At 41.7% G+C, this 15,308-nt stretch carries 13 protein-coding genes and 1 pseudogene; 5 read left to right on the forward strand and 9 right to left on the reverse strand.

What is annotated here, in order from left to right:
- Window positions 1–55 precede the first annotated feature (55 nt).
- From QZ076_RS12685 to QZ076_RS12695, 3 genes are read left to right on the forward strand one after another with little or no spacing between them, the layout of a single operon-like run.
- Entirely contained in the window at window positions 56–2,821 is a 2,766-nt protein-coding gene (locus QZ076_RS12685) for a fimbrial protein (RefSeq protein ID WP_293713679.1), read from the forward strand.
- 4 nt (window positions 2,822–2,825) lie between these two features.
- Window positions 2,826–3,182, forward strand: a complete 357-nt coding sequence (locus QZ076_RS12690) for an HU family DNA-binding protein (protein WP_293713680.1) — start codon at window positions 2,826–2,828, stop codon at window positions 3,180–3,182.
- Window positions 3,183–3,196: 14 nt separating this feature from the next.
- Window positions 3,197–3,475 carry a hypothetical protein gene (locus QZ076_RS12695; protein ID WP_293713681.1) on the forward strand — a complete coding sequence of 93 codons (279 nt, stop codon included), beginning with the start codon at window positions 3,197–3,199 and terminating at the stop codon, window positions 3,473–3,475.
- Window positions 3,476–3,537: 62 nt separating this feature from the next.
- Here QZ076_RS12695 and QZ076_RS12700 read toward each other — a convergent pair whose 3' ends face one another.
- From QZ076_RS12700 to QZ076_RS12720, 5 genes are all read right to left on the reverse strand, one after another.
- The gene (locus QZ076_RS12700; RefSeq protein ID WP_293713682.1) at window positions 3,538–5,046 is read right to left on the reverse strand and encodes a mechanosensitive ion channel family protein; all 1,509 of its coding nucleotides are present in this window, start codon (window positions 5,044–5,046) and stop codon (window positions 3,538–3,540) included.
- A 296-nt stretch (window positions 5,047–5,342) separates the two neighbouring features.
- Window positions 5,343–5,861, reverse strand: coding sequence for an N-acetyltransferase (locus QZ076_RS12705; protein WP_293713683.1), 519 nt, complete (start codon window positions 5,859–5,861; stop codon window positions 5,343–5,345).
- Window positions 5,862–5,864: 3 nt separating this feature from the next.
- Entirely contained in the window at window positions 5,865–6,518 is a 654-nt protein-coding gene (locus QZ076_RS12710) for a DUF1080 domain-containing protein (protein WP_293713684.1), read from the reverse strand.
- A gap of 24 nt (window positions 6,519–6,542) precedes the next feature.
- On the reverse strand, window positions 6,543–8,231 hold the full coding sequence (ettA, locus tag QZ076_RS12715; protein WP_293713685.1) for an energy-dependent translational throttle protein EttA: 1,689 nt from the start codon (window positions 8,229–8,231) through the stop codon (window positions 6,543–6,545).
- A 260-nt stretch (window positions 8,232–8,491) separates the two neighbouring features.
- Entirely contained in the window at window positions 8,492–9,403 is a 912-nt protein-coding gene (locus QZ076_RS12720) for a helix-turn-helix domain-containing protein (RefSeq protein ID WP_293713686.1), read from the reverse strand.
- Window positions 9,404–9,502: 99 nt separating this feature from the next.
- Here QZ076_RS12720 and QZ076_RS12725 point away from each other — a divergent pair, with 99 nt between their 5' ends.
- Together QZ076_RS12725 and QZ076_RS12730 are read left to right on the forward strand one after the other, a co-directional pair.
- Window positions 9,503–9,652: a hypothetical protein gene (locus QZ076_RS12725; protein ID WP_293713687.1), complete on the forward strand. Its 150-nt coding sequence runs from the start codon at window positions 9,503–9,505 to the stop codon at window positions 9,650–9,652.
- A 117-nt stretch (window positions 9,653–9,769) separates the two neighbouring features.
- Window positions 9,770–9,982: pseudogene (locus QZ076_RS12730) on the forward strand (antibiotic biosynthesis monooxygenase); the annotation flags it as partial.
- A gap of 285 nt (window positions 9,983–10,267) precedes the next feature.
- Here QZ076_RS12730 and QZ076_RS12740 read toward each other — a convergent pair.
- The 4 genes from QZ076_RS12740 to QZ076_RS12755 form a co-directional block, all read right to left on the reverse strand.
- The gene (locus tag QZ076_RS12740; RefSeq protein WP_293713688.1) at window positions 10,268–12,886 is read right to left on the reverse strand and encodes a carboxypeptidase-like regulatory domain-containing protein; all 2,619 of its coding nucleotides are present in this window, start codon (window positions 12,884–12,886) and stop codon (window positions 10,268–10,270) included.
- A 15-nt stretch (window positions 12,887–12,901) separates the two neighbouring features.
- Window positions 12,902–13,867: a FecR domain-containing protein gene (locus QZ076_RS12745; RefSeq protein WP_293713689.1), complete on the reverse strand. Its 966-nt coding sequence runs from the start codon at window positions 13,865–13,867 to the stop codon at window positions 12,902–12,904.
- 74 nt (window positions 13,868–13,941) lie between these two features.
- Window positions 13,942–14,496, reverse strand: a complete 555-nt coding sequence (locus QZ076_RS12750; protein ID WP_293713690.1) for an RNA polymerase sigma-70 factor — start codon at window positions 14,494–14,496, stop codon at window positions 13,942–13,944.
- Window positions 14,497–14,626: 130 nt separating this feature from the next.
- A complete protein-coding gene (locus tag QZ076_RS12755; protein WP_293713691.1) occupies window positions 14,627–15,190 on the reverse strand; it encodes a sugar O-acetyltransferase in 564 nt (187 codons plus the stop codon).
- Window positions 15,191–15,308 lie beyond the last annotated feature (118 nt).

Here is a 15,308-nt window from a genome sequence, read left to right on the forward strand (position 1 = left end):
TCATATTTTTTCATAATGATAATGTAGCAATTCATGGAAATAAAAAATAAAATTTATGATACACTCAAATAAAAATTTAATCTGTTTACTGATCAGTTTATTAGCATGTGTAGCCTGTACGGATGAAACGTTGATCGGGCCGAAAGTAGAAGAAGGTGTGCTGGTAACGGCTACTATCTCTTTTCAGTCGACAGATCCGACAAAGATAGAAACCCGTGCTACGGATATAAGTGAGGAGAACCGGGTTGGTTCGCTGGCCGTCTTTATTTTTAAGATGAATGGTGAGAAGGTTGGTGAGACGCATATTTGTTCTGCGGAAGAATTACAGAATAAAACAGTAAAAATCACAACAACGTCCGGTTCACGTTATATCTATGCGATTGCTAATTATCAAAATTCACTTTTTAACTTGAAAACGGATGACTTGGAAAAAATATCTACAATCAAGGAGTTAAAAAGGCTGAGTACTCAATTATTGCAGGAAAGCATATCGGTTCTCGATGGAGAGTTTTTGATGAGTGGCTGGGTTGTTTCCAATGGAAAGGAATATGATTATAACCGTGATCAATCTTGTTCAATCAGCACAAATGGAACTGTCGACGGAAAGATTCTTCTTAAGCATGTGATGTCATCCATTATGTTCAAAGTTGCTTGTGTAAATACAGCTGCGACTTTCGTGCCAACGAGCTGGCAACTAAAACAAATACCTAAGAACACGAACATTTTTGAGCAAGAGAATGATTATAACGAAACTGATGCTGTTTATTTTAAATCTAAAGCCAATGCTGATTTCAGTAAAGAAGGTGATTATAACATTTTCTCTTTCCTTATGATGGAAAACCGGAAGAAGATGAAGAATACTGACATAATTGTCGATGAATATGATAAAAGAGAAATGACGAACGGAAAACCGGAACATTTTGAAGTTGCCAACGATAACTCTGCTTACCTTGTTTTAGAAGGTACATATGAAGGAGAAACTACAGAAACAGTTAATAATGTAGATGGCAGTAAATATGTAAAGGCACAGGTAACCTATTATATTCATTTGGGACTTTGGAAAGTTGGAGATAAAACGGATTTTACGAATTTCGACATTTTTAGGAACAACCGCTACACTTATACTGTCAATATCTCAGGTGTGGATAAATTGATTGTAGAGGTCGAAAAATCAGGAGCGGATAATGAGAACTGGGGAGGTGATGGCGATATGTTCCTTTCATCTCAAAGAGTACGAACTTTCGATGCCCATTATGAAACGACTGTAATATCTTTTTCAAAACGACAAATATTGGATTTAATTGCGGAGTATGGAATAACAGCCGATGGGGGAGATGAAGCCTTGCAGATTTTCAAACAAAATTTTTTAATACAGGCAGCAACTCCCAGAAACAAATTTGTGTCAGATGAGACAGATCTGGATTGGGTTGAATATAGAAGAAATCCGAAAGATGTCACGACCTTTGCTAAATATAGAGACAGCAATGATCCTACATGTGGAAATCCGTTTAACGCAGACGAGTTTAAAACCGACCTGTTTAATGCAGCTTCAGATCCTGATTATGAGGATTCTGATTCTATACGCTATACTTGTTTTATCGATGAATATTATTACGGAGGTCCGGGGGGAGGCTATGACCCGTTTGTGGGTTTACCTCTGAAAGATTTTATTAATACGCAGCCACGTACAATTCAAATTTGTACATATTTTAGGAAAAATGATCTGTCCTCCAGTACGCTCAGTATGGCTGCATATACATTTTCCCAACGACCGATTTGCACGATATTCGATTTGGACTATTTAGAGAAGAGTGGAAATGGTTGGGGGACGGAATGGAGTCAGGAAGGAGAGGGTTTACCTGTCAAAAATCTCACGTATAAGAATGGTGCATTTCAGGGACGTACTAATATGGTAGGATTTCTGAATTTAGATAATCCAAATTCAAAAGGAAAGTGGTCTTGGAATTCATATATCAATTATCAAAATAATGAACTAAATAAAAAATATGCCGAATATGCTTGCCTGTCACGAAACCGGGATTTAGATGGTAATGGTGTTATTGATGATAATGAATTACGATGGTATCTTCCTTCTGTGAAACAATACTTGGGATTTGTTGTGGGAGAAGATGCTTTACCGAAAGAAGCACGATTATATAATCAGGAGAATGGTGGTAGTAATTCTGATTATTCTTATGTCAGTAGTTCGGCATATATTACTGGTTATTATGTTTTGCTGGCCTATGAGGGGGCGGCTGTTGGATATCATAAAGAAAAAAACGATTATCCATACCGTTGCATACGTAATTTGAGAAATGTAAGTAATGATGCGGTAAATTTTGTAGTAACCTCTAATAACCATTATGGTGAGAATACAGCTTATTTTTATTCGTTTGAACGACTAAATTCAAAGGCTAAACGTTCTAATGTGAGTGGCGCACTAACCTTTGGTCACAATGCTTTTGACGAAGAAAACCGTTTGCCTGAAATTTTTTATGTTGGCGATTGGATAAGTAATGAGGATGGTAGTGTTAATGCTGGTTTGGCAAGTTCAAGTAATCCTTGTGCTGAAAAAAAAGGTACAGATTGGCGCCTTCCGAATCAAAAAGAATTGGCAGTTATTATTTATAATAGGGTTGACGATAGAGAAGGTATGGAAATCAGTAAAAGTTATTTTAGTTGTACAAAATCAGTTACAGGTGATCTGTATTATGGCTATGATCATTCAAAGTTTAGTCTGGTAGAATGGGGAAGCACTACAACTACCGTTTCTGATACTCCATCAAATATAGGCTATCGTTGTATACAGGATAAAAAATAATCATATGAACCGAACAATTTTAATCAAGAAAATAGCCGAAAGGCTCTCCATAAAAGAGAAAGAAGCCCAGGCTTTTGTGACAGTCTGGGAAGAAGAGTTGGGCAAGTCTCTGATGGAGGAGGACTCGATAACTCTGATGGGATTCGGAACTTTCTCTTTATGGAAACAAGCGGGACGACCGGGACGTAATCCGAGAAAGAATATGCCCTTTATGATAAAGCCCCGTAACAGCGTTAAATTCAAACCGGGCAAAGATTTGTTGGAATATTTGAATAATAGAAAAGATAGTTTGGTACATGACAGAAGAAAAAAGAAGCAGAAAAGCAACAATGATAACACATCGTTAGATAGTCTTAAATAATTTATTTTCATATTATGAAACAAGTATTCGACATAGAATTAATCTTACTCAACGAAGTAGATAACAAGAGGTATGTCTATCTATATCTGGAAGGCGAGACCTGGTGTGCTTACGAACGTTCTGCTTATTATCTTGCAGTTATGAATTTTCCTGTAAGCCTGGACATAGAGGTTGTTCATGATGGTTACGAAGTCGTTTTGATGAAGGCTTCTTTCAACATCGCCCAAATGCGCCTTCCTCTATGTCGTTCCGCCGTCCTCCGCACCGTTGCCGACGACCGTCTCCTTTTCTAGCTCGACAAACCCATCGACGGCTTCGTCAAATGGAAAAGGTTACAGATAGGCACTAAACCTGCTTAATTCGTTTTCGTATCTTTTTCTTTAGGGATCGTAGATGCGTTGCCGTTGCGGAATGCCGTGTAATGGGGCGACATGATCTCTACACCTGCCTTATCGAAATAATCCTGGATATTCTGGTGAAGGGCTGAATAGATGGTCGTCATATTGTTCGCTTCCTGGATATAGGCGTTGACCTGATAGACGGGGTAGAAGTCACTCAAAGCCGTTTCAAGGACGAAGGGGGCTGGCTCAGGCATGACGCCGGGTGTTGCTTTGGCGGCATCTATCAGGAGTTGATGTACTTTGCGCCAGGGGGCATCGTAACCGATCGTTACCTCCGAGTGGATGATCAGCCCGTAGGTCCGTGCCGAAGACGTGTAGTTGACTGTCTGTGACGACATGATGAACGAGTTCGGTATCGTTACGATCTCGTTCTTTATCGTACGGAGACGGGTGACGAAGGCGGTCTTTTCTATCACATTGCCAACCGTATCGTTCAGTTTAATCCGGTCGCCCTGCTTGAAAGCGCGCATATAAGTAATCACGAAACCAGCGATAATATTCCCGATCACCGTACTGGAACCGAGCGAGACGATCAGCCCGACAAAAACGGATACTCCCTGAAACACTCCCGAATTGGCACCGGGTAAATAGGGATAAATCATGGCGATCATAAACGCATACAACAGAAAACGGACGATATGATAGGTCGGCATCGCCCAATCCGCATAAAAGCCGTTAATGTTCAATCTTCCGGCATCTATTTCTGTTGCCAAGTAACGGATTCCCCTGATGACGTATTTAATGACCAGGCAGATCACGATAATCGTGAAAAGGTTAGGGATATAATCGAGGATTCCCTCCAGGATACTTTTTACCGGATTCCAGATGTAATAAGCGATCTTGTAGGCAAGTTCTTTGGTCTGCGGGAAGATCGAGAAAAGGATCGGAATCGTCAGTACCAGCAGGATAAACAGCAGGAGGTAGCGGAGGATATTTGCCAGGAAGATCAACAGAGTGACCTGTTTCTGCGTATCCAGAATTTCATAGTTCTGGATGGCAATTGGTTTCAGTTTGGTGTCTTTCAGTTGTTGGATGCGTGCTTTTGCTTTCCGGTAGAGCCAGGAGGAGAGGCGGAACAGCAAGTATTGTCCCAACAGTACCAGCATGAAATAGAGAATATGTTTTCCGGTTTCCCACCAGTTTTTGTGGAGGTTGCCTGCTTTTAGTTTGGCTACCGTCTCCTGGTGCAATGAATCCAGTTTCTGTATCTGGCCCGCTTTCAGTTTGAAGGCTGCATGATATTTCTGCAGTTCGGACGAGGCAATAGAGTCGGGGGAGGAGGCAGAAATTGTATTCCCGGTGGTGCTTGATCTGTTGTTGGAAGCTCGAGTTGAGTCGCCATGATCCGTCGTTATTTCGTCAGCCGAAAAAATATCCTTGATAACCTTTTGCAATTGTGCCTGCCCCGTTATATGCATAACCAATAGTAGCAGAAGAAGATATAATGATCTGTACAGTTTCATGTTGGCGTTCGTTTTTATAGTTGACTTAGATACAACAATGAAGAAGCTAAATTGTTACGTTAGATGTTCATCCTATATTTGTGATTGTTTCCGGTGAAGCCGGCGCAGATCATGTTTTTTCATAAATATCCGGTGGGTGTAGTAATTGGGGGGCTTGCCTCGCAGTCAAAAAGTCAAAATATCTCCTTATAGAATCGGATATTTGATTTCAGTCTCCAATAGGGATACAAATAAATTGAGGGTGCCAAATACTTTTTTGACACCCTCGTTATTTTTTCAGACTGATTCGGAATCGTTTATTCAACCCGCACTTCCCCTGTAATACCTTTCAGGCTGCCGGGGATTAACTCATATCCCATGACATATTCTGGCGGAATGCTTTTGTGTGTCAGTCCGAAATCAGCGATCGACTTAAAGCCGAGCCGATGATAATAATTCGGATCGCCGCACAAGAATGCCGCCTTATATCCCATCTCTTTACCGCGTTTCAGGCCTTCACGCATAAGTGCGCCGCCGATACCCTTGTTGCGGTATTCCAGCGCGATCGAAAGCGGGGCAACCAGCAGGACGTCGAACCTGCTACCGTCTGGTTGAGTGATATACGTATTGGTCAGCATGATATGACCGACCAGCTTGTCACCCTCTTCGGCTACGAGTGCCAGTTCGGGAATGTATAATTTACTGTTATTCCTTAAATTGACGGCAAAGTCCTGTTCGTCACCGTCACTGACGTTCGCCGTTTTGAAGGCTGTCCGGATCAGTTCGTAGATTACCGGGTAATCTTGCTCCGTCTCTGGTCTGATGATGTATTCCATAAATTACCAGGGAGTGAGCGTTACGTTACGGAATTCCACTTCTTTCCCTTCGCTCTGCAAGCCGATGTAACCGTCTTTCTGTTTGTTCCATCCGGTGTTCTGATAAACACCGTTGATGTAGACGTTAATCTTACCGTCTTTCACGTAGATGTTGGCTTCGTTCCACTCTCCGGCAGGCTTTTCACTGCTTGGAGCGTTCTTTTTCACTACCGGAAAACCGGGACGAGGTTCGCCGGGTTTGCCTTGATATTGTGCCAGGTCGGAACCGCCCAACAGGACGAAATCGCCGGCGCTGCCTAGCATCAGGTTACATTCGATGCCGTTCGGGAACGGATTCTTCGGTTCGGCGATCAACAGGAAAATACCGCTGTTCGCACCCTGGTCACCATTCGGCCAACGCCATTCCACATGCAACTTATAGTTGTCGTATTTCTCTTTCGTGTACATGTAACCGAAAGGCTGTCCTTTGATCTTGATCACGCCGTCGCCTACGGAATAAACTTGTTCGGCCGGAACAGAATTCTTGTCGACGACAAAATTCCAGTTGGAAAGGTCTTTCCCGTTGAACAACTTAATCGTTTTCTGTGCGTTTACATCGCTTCCGAAACATAGGAAAGCAGTAGCGATAGCCGCCATGCAGAGCATTCTTTTTTTCATGGTTCTAAATGAATTATATGGTAATTAATCAACAATAAGTTTACGGTAACGTACGCGTTTAGGCTCTGTATCGCCGCCCTGTTTGCGCTTGTATTCTTCATATTCGGAATATGTTCCTTCGTAGAAGACCACATTCGAATCGCCTTCGAACGACAGGATATGCGTACAGATGCGGTCGAGGAACCAACGGTCGTGGGAAACGACAACGGCACATCCGGCGAAGTTTTCCAAACCTTCTTCCAGTGCACGCAGCGTGTTCACGTCGATATCGTTTGTCGGTTCGTCAAGCAGCAGCACGTTGGCCTCAGCTTTCAGCGTGATGGCCAGGTGCAGGCGGTTACGCTCTCCACCGGACAGGACACCGCAAAGTTTTTCCTGGTCGGCACCTGCAAAGTTGAACCGTGACAGATAAGCGCGCGAGTTGATCTCTTTTCCACCTACACGGATAAATTCCTGTCCTCCGGAAACAACCTGGAAAACGGTCTTTTTCGGATCGATATCTTTATGTGTCTGGTCGGCATAACCAACTTTCACTGTTTCACCTACTTCGAATGTACCTTTGTCGATGCTTTCCATGCCCATGATCATCTTGAACAGCGTAGTCTTACCGGCACCGTTCGGACCGATTACACCGACGATACCGTTTGGCGGAAGCATGAAGTTGAGATCGTCGAACAACAGTTTCTCACCGAAAGCCTTCGCTACATGTTGTGCCTCGATCACCTTGTTACCCAGACGCGGACCGTTCGGGATAAAGATTTCCAGCTTGGCTTCGCGTTCTTTCTGGTCCTCATTCAACAATGCTTCGTATGAGTTCAGACGGGCCTTACCCTTGGCCTGACGGGCTTTGGGAGCCATGTTGATCCATTCCAACTCACGTTCCAACGTCTTGCGGCGTTTGCTGACCTGCTTTTCTTCCATAGCCATCTTCTTAGTCTTCTGATCCAGCCAGGAAGAGTAATTGCCTTTCCAGGGAATACCTTCGCCACGGTCGAGTTCCAGGATCCAGCCTGCCACATGGTCGAGGAAGTAACGGTCGTGCGTGATACAGATCACCGTACCGGCATATTGCTGCAGGTGTTGTTCCAGCCAGTCGATCGACTCGGCATCCAGGTGGTTGGTCGGCTCATCGAGCAGCAACACATCCGGCTGCTGAAGCAACAGGCGGCAAAGGGCGACACGGCGGCGTTCACCTCCGGACAGCGTATCGACTATCTGGTCTTCGGGTGGGCAACGTAGGGCATCCATCGCACGTTCCAGGCGGCTGTCGAGGTTCCAGGCATCGGTTGCGTCGATCTTGTCCTGCAATTCAGCCTGACGGGCGATCAATGCATCCATTTTGTCGGGATCATCCAGCACTTCCGGATCACCGAATTTTTCGTTTACTTCTTCGTATTCTTTTAATGTGTCTACAATCTCCTGTACACCTTCCTGTACGATTTCTTTCACAGTTTTGCCTGCTTCCAGTTTCGGGTCCTGTTCCAGGTAACCAACCGAATAGCCGGGCGAAAATACCACTTCTCCCTGGTATTCTTTTTCGATGCCTGCAATGATTTTCAGCAAGGTAGACTTACCGGAACCGTTCAAACCGATAATACCGATCTTGGCTCCATAGAAGAAAGACAGATAAATATTCTTCAATACTTGTTTCTGGGGCGGGAAAATCTTACTCACGCCAACCATCGAGAAAATAATTTTCTTGTCGTCTGCCATATTAATTAAAGTGTGTTTACTAATTTTTTTTCCAGGACAAACTTACGGAAATATCTTCAGATTCGAAAATAGCTTCATATATCTCTTTATATTTTCTTCTTTCACTGAATTTTCTGTTTTAAAATAAGATGTTAAATAATAAAACAACTTTCAAATCTAAATTCTATATGTAGACTGATCCATATATATTTTGCTTTATTGTCTTCAGGTAGAGTTGAGTATTGTCTTTTTGAAGCTATATAACAGTGTTTGATGTCTTTTCAGTTCTGCATCCGATATTCATTGGGAGTTATTCCAACTACCCGTTTGAACATACGGCTGAGATGTTGTGGATACTGAAAGCCGAGGTCGTAAGCTATTTCGCTCATCGTTTTGTCGGATGAGAGTAGTTTTTCCTTTGCCACTCCTATTACTCGGTCCTGTATATACTCAGAGGCAGTGCGTCCTGTTTGTTTACGTATCATATCGCCAAAATAGTTGGGGGAAAGGAATACCTTGTCGGCGAAATATTTCACGGATGGCAATCCCTCTTTTTGCGGTGCGTCTCCTTCAAAATAATCATTCAGTAACTGTTCGAAGCGGACGATGATGTCGCTATTCACTTCACCCCGTGTTTGAAACTGACGTTCATAGTAGCGCATGCAGTAGTCAAGCAACAATCCTATATTGGCACAGATCAGCCGGCGACTGTGTTTATCGATGGCATGTTTCAGTTCGTTTGAAATCTTTTGTAAGCAGTCCATGACAGTTTGCCGCTCTTCTTCGGAAAGATGGAGTGCCTCGTTGGTCTCGTAAGAGAAGAAAGAGTAGTTTCTGATTTCCTGACCGAGGGCGGTACCATGTATCAGGTCAGGATGAAAGAGAATACCATGTGCATGAGGCTGTATGTTCGGTAGCATTTCCATGTCAGTGACCTGTCCCGGAGCAAAGCAGACGATAGTCCCATCCTGGTAGTCATAGTACTGACGCCCATATTTGATATTACCGCATTTGACATCTTTCAGGTATAGTGCATACACCCCATATCGGAACCAGGCTCTTTCAGGCCATTGTGTGGACTGGGTCAGATCGATGACACTCACCAAAGGATGCTGGGTTTCAAGTCCGAATATCTTGTTGTAACGATCTACGCTGTCTAGTTCGATAATTTCATCTTTATTGATCTCTTCCATATCACTTTATGTTTTAATACATTACAAATGTAGTTCTTTTCTTCATACGATTTCTACCGTTGTTTCAGAATCCGTGATTAAGGTATAATTATCTGTAAAATGTATACAATCCCGGTGTTTCAGATACTCTATTTTTGTAAAAACTGGTCACAAAGCAACGATCTGATTAAGATCGGTCGTATCGACGGTGATGGTATCGGGGTTTTGAATGTGGCGGGTGATATAGTGGTGAAATTTGAAAGACAATAAAACTAGCGAAGTTTGACTTAGGATAAGAAATAAAAAATAAAGCAAATGAAGAAGTTACTAATCGTTTTGTTGCTGACCGCTGTGATTATCCCGGTGATCGCACAAGAAGCTGAAAATATGGTACGTTTGTCGAAAATTACAGTCGATCCGGAACGGTTGGCTGAATATAATGCCTATCTGAAGGAAGAGATAGAAGCCTCCATGCGGTTGGAACCGGGTGTACTGCTACTTTATGCAATGGCTGAAAAGAATCATCCGAATAAGGTGACTATACTTGAAATCTATGCGGATGAAACTGCTTATAAAAGCCACATCGAAACTCTTCATTTCCAGAAATACAAACAAGGAACGCTCGATATGGTAAAACATCTGGAACTGATCGACACTACTCCGTTGATTCCCGCGTTAAAGATGAAATCTCTTTCAACTGCCGTGAATACGGTTCGACAGGCCGATGATTACGGCATTAGTCGCACTATTACATATATTGAACATGGTAAATTCGAACTGCGCGAGAAGCCGGAACCGGAAATAAAAGATTCGCGTGATGCTATCTCAACAACTGTACGGATCCCAATGCTGGTTGGGCTTTAGGATGTCGTATAGATGGTGGTTTTAAAAATACAATTTGTAACTCAGATTCGGAATTATTCCTGTGCTATTTTCTTTCTTTATCTTGTTTGTTTTCTCGTTATATTCATAGAAATGCATTCCGGTACGTATTCCGACATTGAGCATTTTCAAAGAGAATTCGTGGGATAGTTTTCGTTTGTTTATTCGATAATTTACAGAGATATCACCGTTCAGGATCGGGCTGAACTTTTTACTGAAAGCGTTGGATTCATTCAGAATAATATCATGTTCTTCATTTGTTTTATCTTCATCGATAGGGGTATAACGGTCGCCACCATGAAAAAACAGACGGGTGTTGACACTAAACATATTTTGTTTCCTCTTTCCGACCATCCATTCTTTTCCGGCAAGGGCATTTAGTAAAAAGCCTCTGTCCATTCTTGTGTTTCGCCAGATGTTGTCTCCACCTTTATATTTAGATTTGAAGACGGAACCTGTCAGCATGTAATAAACCCCGTTTGTCATATATTGTTCCAGGGTTATATCGATACCATAGTTTTTACCTGCACCTTTGTTGATTAATATTCTGTTTAAATAAAAATCTTCATGGTTGATCAGGGAGAAAGAGGAATTTTCTTCAACCGGCATGTCGTATAAATACTGGTAATAAGACTCTATTTTTAGATGAAGGTTAGAACTGATATTCCAATCATAACTGAATCCTATATGATGTGCTCTGGAGAAATCGAGATATTTATTACTTGTTTTCTTACCGTCGATATCCTGTTCGATAAAATAGTAATCCAACTTTTCTCTGCGGCTATGCAGACCATAAGCGACAGAGAATGAGTATCTGTTTACAGGCTTCCATTTCAGGGCAACCCGGGGTTCAAGAGACCAGTTGTCATTAAGGGCAAAATATTGGGAGGTAATACCTAAACTGGCTGTCACATTCCGGCTAATGGCAAGAACCGAACTGCTGAAAGCCGACAGAACTATGCTTTCTCCATCCCCTTTCGATATTTGTTCCATCGGCTTATTCAAACTGAAATTAGGACTGACTTTATAATCGAGGTTGTAGTTTAGTCCTGTAATGGTAATCCCGGATCTGTTGGTATGAGACGGACTGATTTTTTTGTTTATAAAGGAATTGAATACGATATCCCATTTTCTGTTCCGGATATCTCCGACAGGTACTGATTTGTCTTCCAGCGTTTGTTGGTCTGCCGATATATGATCTTCTGAGTAAGTGGCAGACAGGGAGGAACGTAGGTAAGTATTTTCATCGATGAAATATTTATGAGTTATTCCCCCGACTAATTTGGTCATATTGTTTTTTGCCGATTGCCTGTCCACTTGTGTTTCCCATTTGGAACGTTCTTCTGCATCGGCTTTATTTTTATCGATTAGCCCTAATCCCCAAATAGAGAATGTTCCGGCCTTTTTAGTAGGAAGATGGAATTTAAACGAAAGATCCTGATATTTCAGATTGCTTTCACCTCCGCTGGCAAGACTGGTTGTAGAGAACCGGTAGTTAAACAGATAGGAACTTCCTCGTTTTTTGCTGATCGGTCCTTCCGATGCTAAATCGATCCCCATTAATCCTAGTTGAAATGCGTATTCGTATTTCTGATTGTTCCCGTTACGTATATGAAAATCGAAAACTCCCGATAATGCGTTACTGTATTCGGCAGGAAAGGCTCCGTTATAAAAATCAGAATTACCTATCATCTGGGTACTTAATGCAGATAAGATACCACCGCCTAATCCGGCCAGATCCGCAAAGTGGGTAGGGTTGGGGATCTCGATTCCTTCCAGTCGCCATTGTGTATATTGTGGTGAGTTTCCGCGGATGGCTATTGCATTCGTTCCAAGACCTCCAGCCACACCGGCAAAGGCGGAACTCAGACGTGCAGGATCATCAAATCCGTTGGCAAACCGACTCGCTTCTTCCATACTGATCATCCGTCCTCCGGTAATGGCCATTGGGTTTACGGGTTCTGCCTTTTTTACTTCCGGATGTACAACGATTTCGTTCAGCTGCTGCATGTTTTCGTTCAACGAGATATCCAGATATATTTCTTTGGAGGAAGTGACAAGTATTTCATTGACGATATTGGTGTGGTAACCCATATAGGATGTCTGTATATTATAGCGTCCGACAGGTACATCCTTTATACAGAATTCTCCAAGACTATCAGTGACAGTTCCTAAAGATGGATTTCTTAAAATACTTATTGTTGCATACTCGATCGGAGTGTTGCTTTTGGAGTCGGTAACGATTCCTCGTATTGTCTGCGTGGGCCTTTCTATTGAATTGTCAGGAGCATATTCCTTGTTGATAGGGGATATGATAATGTGATAGCCATTTATCTTATAGGTGTGTTGCCTGTCGTTCAATATCTCTTTCAGTGCTTTATCGATATTGACATTCTTCAAAGAAAGAGAAATTTTCTTATTCAGGTCCAAAGTTAATTGTTCGTAAGCAATGCTATAATCCGTTTGCTGTTCTATTTCGGAGAATGCCTCTTTGATCGATATGCTTTTGTTTTGTATGGAGATTTTTTTCTCTTTCTCTTGGGCGATAGCTCCAAAAGAGAAGAAAATGAAAAATAGTAAAATGATAATCCTATAGAATTGTATTGATTTGATTCGATCCATTACGCTGCATTTGTATTATTTGTTTAATACGATATGGGTTCCTTGTTGTTGATAGGTAAAGCCGATAACATCTTTCAATACATGAAGGATTTCATCCAGTGTTTCGCCTTTCAGGAATTTAACTGTATATAACCGGGATGCCGGAATATTGCTCCTATCATCAATTGTGATGTTAAAATGTCTCTCCAATGTTTGCTTAATATCCTGAAATGATGAATTGATAAATAATATCTGTCCTGTAAGCCAGGCATCGGTTTCTGCCGGTGATATGTTTTCAATATTCATTTCAGAGGTCTTGATGTTATATGTCAGTTGTTCATTCGGCTTAAGGATTTGTTTTTCCTGGGATTGGGTACTCACTTCCACTTTCCCGTTTGTAAGTGTTGTTGTTATGTTTTCATCATCCGAGTAGGCTTTGACATTGAATTTCGTTCCAAGAACTTTCACGGATAGTTGTTTGGTTTTTACGATGAATGGTTTTGCCTGATCCTTTTTTACGGAAAAATATGCTTCACCTTCAAGGTATATCAGTCTCTGGTTAGCCGTAAAAGATTTTGGATATTTTATATTCGATCCTGAATTGATCCATATTTCAGAACTGTCAGGTAAGAATATATGTCTGGTATCTCCGTATGCGACAGTGATCTCGATAAGTTTATTCTGGGTATAATACAAGTATCCTCCGGCGATAAGCAAGAGGGGAATAAGTACTGCTGCAATCTGCAAAGTTTTCTTGTAGAATGGAGTATGGATCGTTTGCCTTCCTGAATATCCGATCTTTTGATTTACCCGTTTCAAGGCGGAATAGGTATTTACATTGATTTCGGTGTCCAATTCGTTCCAATATTCGAATGAGGCTTCTTCTTTTTCTTTTGTATCTTTGTCTGCAATAATCCATCTTTGGACCCTTTCTTCGGTTTCCTCAGGAAAGCGTCCGGATAAATATTGTTTGATGATTTTTGACAGGTTGCTATTATCCATTTTTCTGCATTTTATATATATACAGGTAAAGAGAGAAAAACTCAGTAAGAAAAAGGATATTTATTGAAAAAAGATCAGAATAGGGAGAATATGAAAGTGTATATGGCCTTTCGTATCTCTTTCAGAGCAAGACTTAGCTGGCTTTCCACATTCCTTTTTGTCGTGTTTAACCGTTCTGCAATTTCGATGTTGCTTAATCCTTCATTCCGGCTAAGGATATAAATTTGTTTTCGTTGTTCCGGCATTTTTTCGACAAGATCATCTATCAATAGGCCGAGTTCCTTGGCTATAAGGTCTTCTTCCGAAGTAGAGCTACATTCCTGAAACTGAAATTTGTTCGTGTAAGCTAAATGTACGTATTTATGGTTCAGGTAATTGATCGCAGCATTACGGGCGATCGTATGTAAGTAGGCTTCGAAAGATTTGGAAGTATCGATAGACTGACGGTTGATCCAGAGATTTACGAATAGATCTTCCGTCAGTTCTTCTGCATCGGATTCTGATTTAATATATCCGTATATGAATGCCTTCGTTTTATTGTAATAGGTTATAAAGACAGTCTCAAAGGCCTTATGGTCGCTATTCCATAAGGCTTCAATCGTTTTTATGTCAATACAACTACCGCCCATTAATCAACATTTCTGTATGGAGGGCAAAAGAAGTAATTATCTACCGGATAGGAAATACCTTTTTGAAATCTTAATGTAAATAGCTATTTATAAACAAAATGAATTCATTCTGAATTTCTTATTCCGTACATTATTCTATATCTCGGATGAATTTTGCCGGAACACCGCCAACTACCGTGTTTGCAGGTACATCTTTTGTTACGACTGCTCCTGCTGCAACGATGGCATTGTCACCAATGGTTACGCCTTGTAAAATAGTGGCATTCGAACCGATCCAGACATTTTTGCCGAGTATAATGGGAGCAGGATAGGTCGTTTTACGGTCTTCCGGTACAAGGCCGTGGTTGAGGGTAGCGAACACGACGTTGTGTCCGATTTGACAATCATCACCGATCGTAACACCGCCGTGATCCTGAAAGTGACAGCAGGCGTTGATAAAAACATTTTTACCAATCTGGATATTCTTCCCGAAATCAGTATAGAACGGAGGAAATACACGTAGTGTCTGATCGACTTCGCATCCGAACAATCGCGAAAGCAATGTCCGAACCTCATCGGAGGTATGATAGGAACTGTTCAGTTCGAAGGTTATACGCCGTGCCTCGTTGCTCATCTCGTCCATGAAACGATGAATCTCTGGCGTATTGAGGGGCTCCCGTGTCCGGATAACCTGTAAAAAGTCGTTGAGTATCATAAGCTTAATTTTTAGATGTATATTTTCACGAAGCAAAATTACAAGGAATATACATCTTGTTACATACCCAAATCAAGGTAAACATTACCCTTTTTACGGTTTTATACGGACATTTGGC

Source organism: uncultured Parabacteroides sp. (assembly GCF_905196875.1).
Taxonomy (GTDB): Bacteria; Bacteroidota; Bacteroidia; order Bacteroidales; family Tannerellaceae; genus Parabacteroides.

Coding starts and splice junctions, on each gene's coding strand:
- QZ076_RS12685 (WP_293713679.1), top strand. CDS start 56: ATGATACACTCAAATAAAAATTTAATCTGTTTACTGATCAGTTTATTA.
- QZ076_RS12690 (WP_293713680.1), top strand. CDS start 2,826: ATGAACCGAACAATTTTAATCAAGAAAATAGCCGAAAGGCTCTCCATA.
- QZ076_RS12695 (WP_293713681.1), top strand. CDS start 3,197: ATGAAACAAGTATTCGACATAGAATTAATCTTACTCAACGAAGTAGAT.
- QZ076_RS12700 (WP_293713682.1), bottom strand. CDS start 5,046: ATGAAACTGTACAGATCATTATATCTTCTTCTGCTACTATTGGTTATG.
- QZ076_RS12705 (WP_293713683.1), bottom strand. CDS start 5,861: ATGGAATACATCATCAGACCAGAGACGGAGCAAGATTACCCGGTAATC.
- QZ076_RS12710 (WP_293713684.1), bottom strand. CDS start 6,518: ATGAAAAAAAGAATGCTCTGCATGGCGGCTATCGCTACTGCTTTCCTA.
- ettA (WP_293713685.1), bottom strand. CDS start 8,231: ATGGCAGACGACAAGAAAATTATTTTCTCGATGGTTGGCGTGAGTAAG.
- QZ076_RS12720 (WP_293713686.1), bottom strand. CDS start 9,403: ATGGAAGAGATCAATAAAGATGAAATTATCGAACTAGACAGCGTAGAT.
- QZ076_RS12725 (WP_293713687.1), top strand. CDS start 9,503: ATGTATACAATCCCGGTGTTTCAGATACTCTATTTTTGTAAAAACTGG.
- QZ076_RS12740 (WP_293713688.1), bottom strand. CDS start 12,886: ATGGATCGAATCAAATCAATACAATTCTATAGGATTATCATTTTACTA.
- QZ076_RS12745 (WP_293713689.1), bottom strand. CDS start 13,867: ATGGATAATAGCAACCTGTCAAAAATCATCAAACAATATTTATCCGGA.
- QZ076_RS12750 (WP_293713690.1), bottom strand. CDS start 14,496: ATGGGCGGTAGTTGTATTGACATAAAAACGATTGAAGCCTTATGGAAT.
- QZ076_RS12755 (WP_293713691.1), bottom strand. CDS start 15,190: ATGATACTCAACGACTTTTTACAGGTTATCCGGACACGGGAGCCCCTC.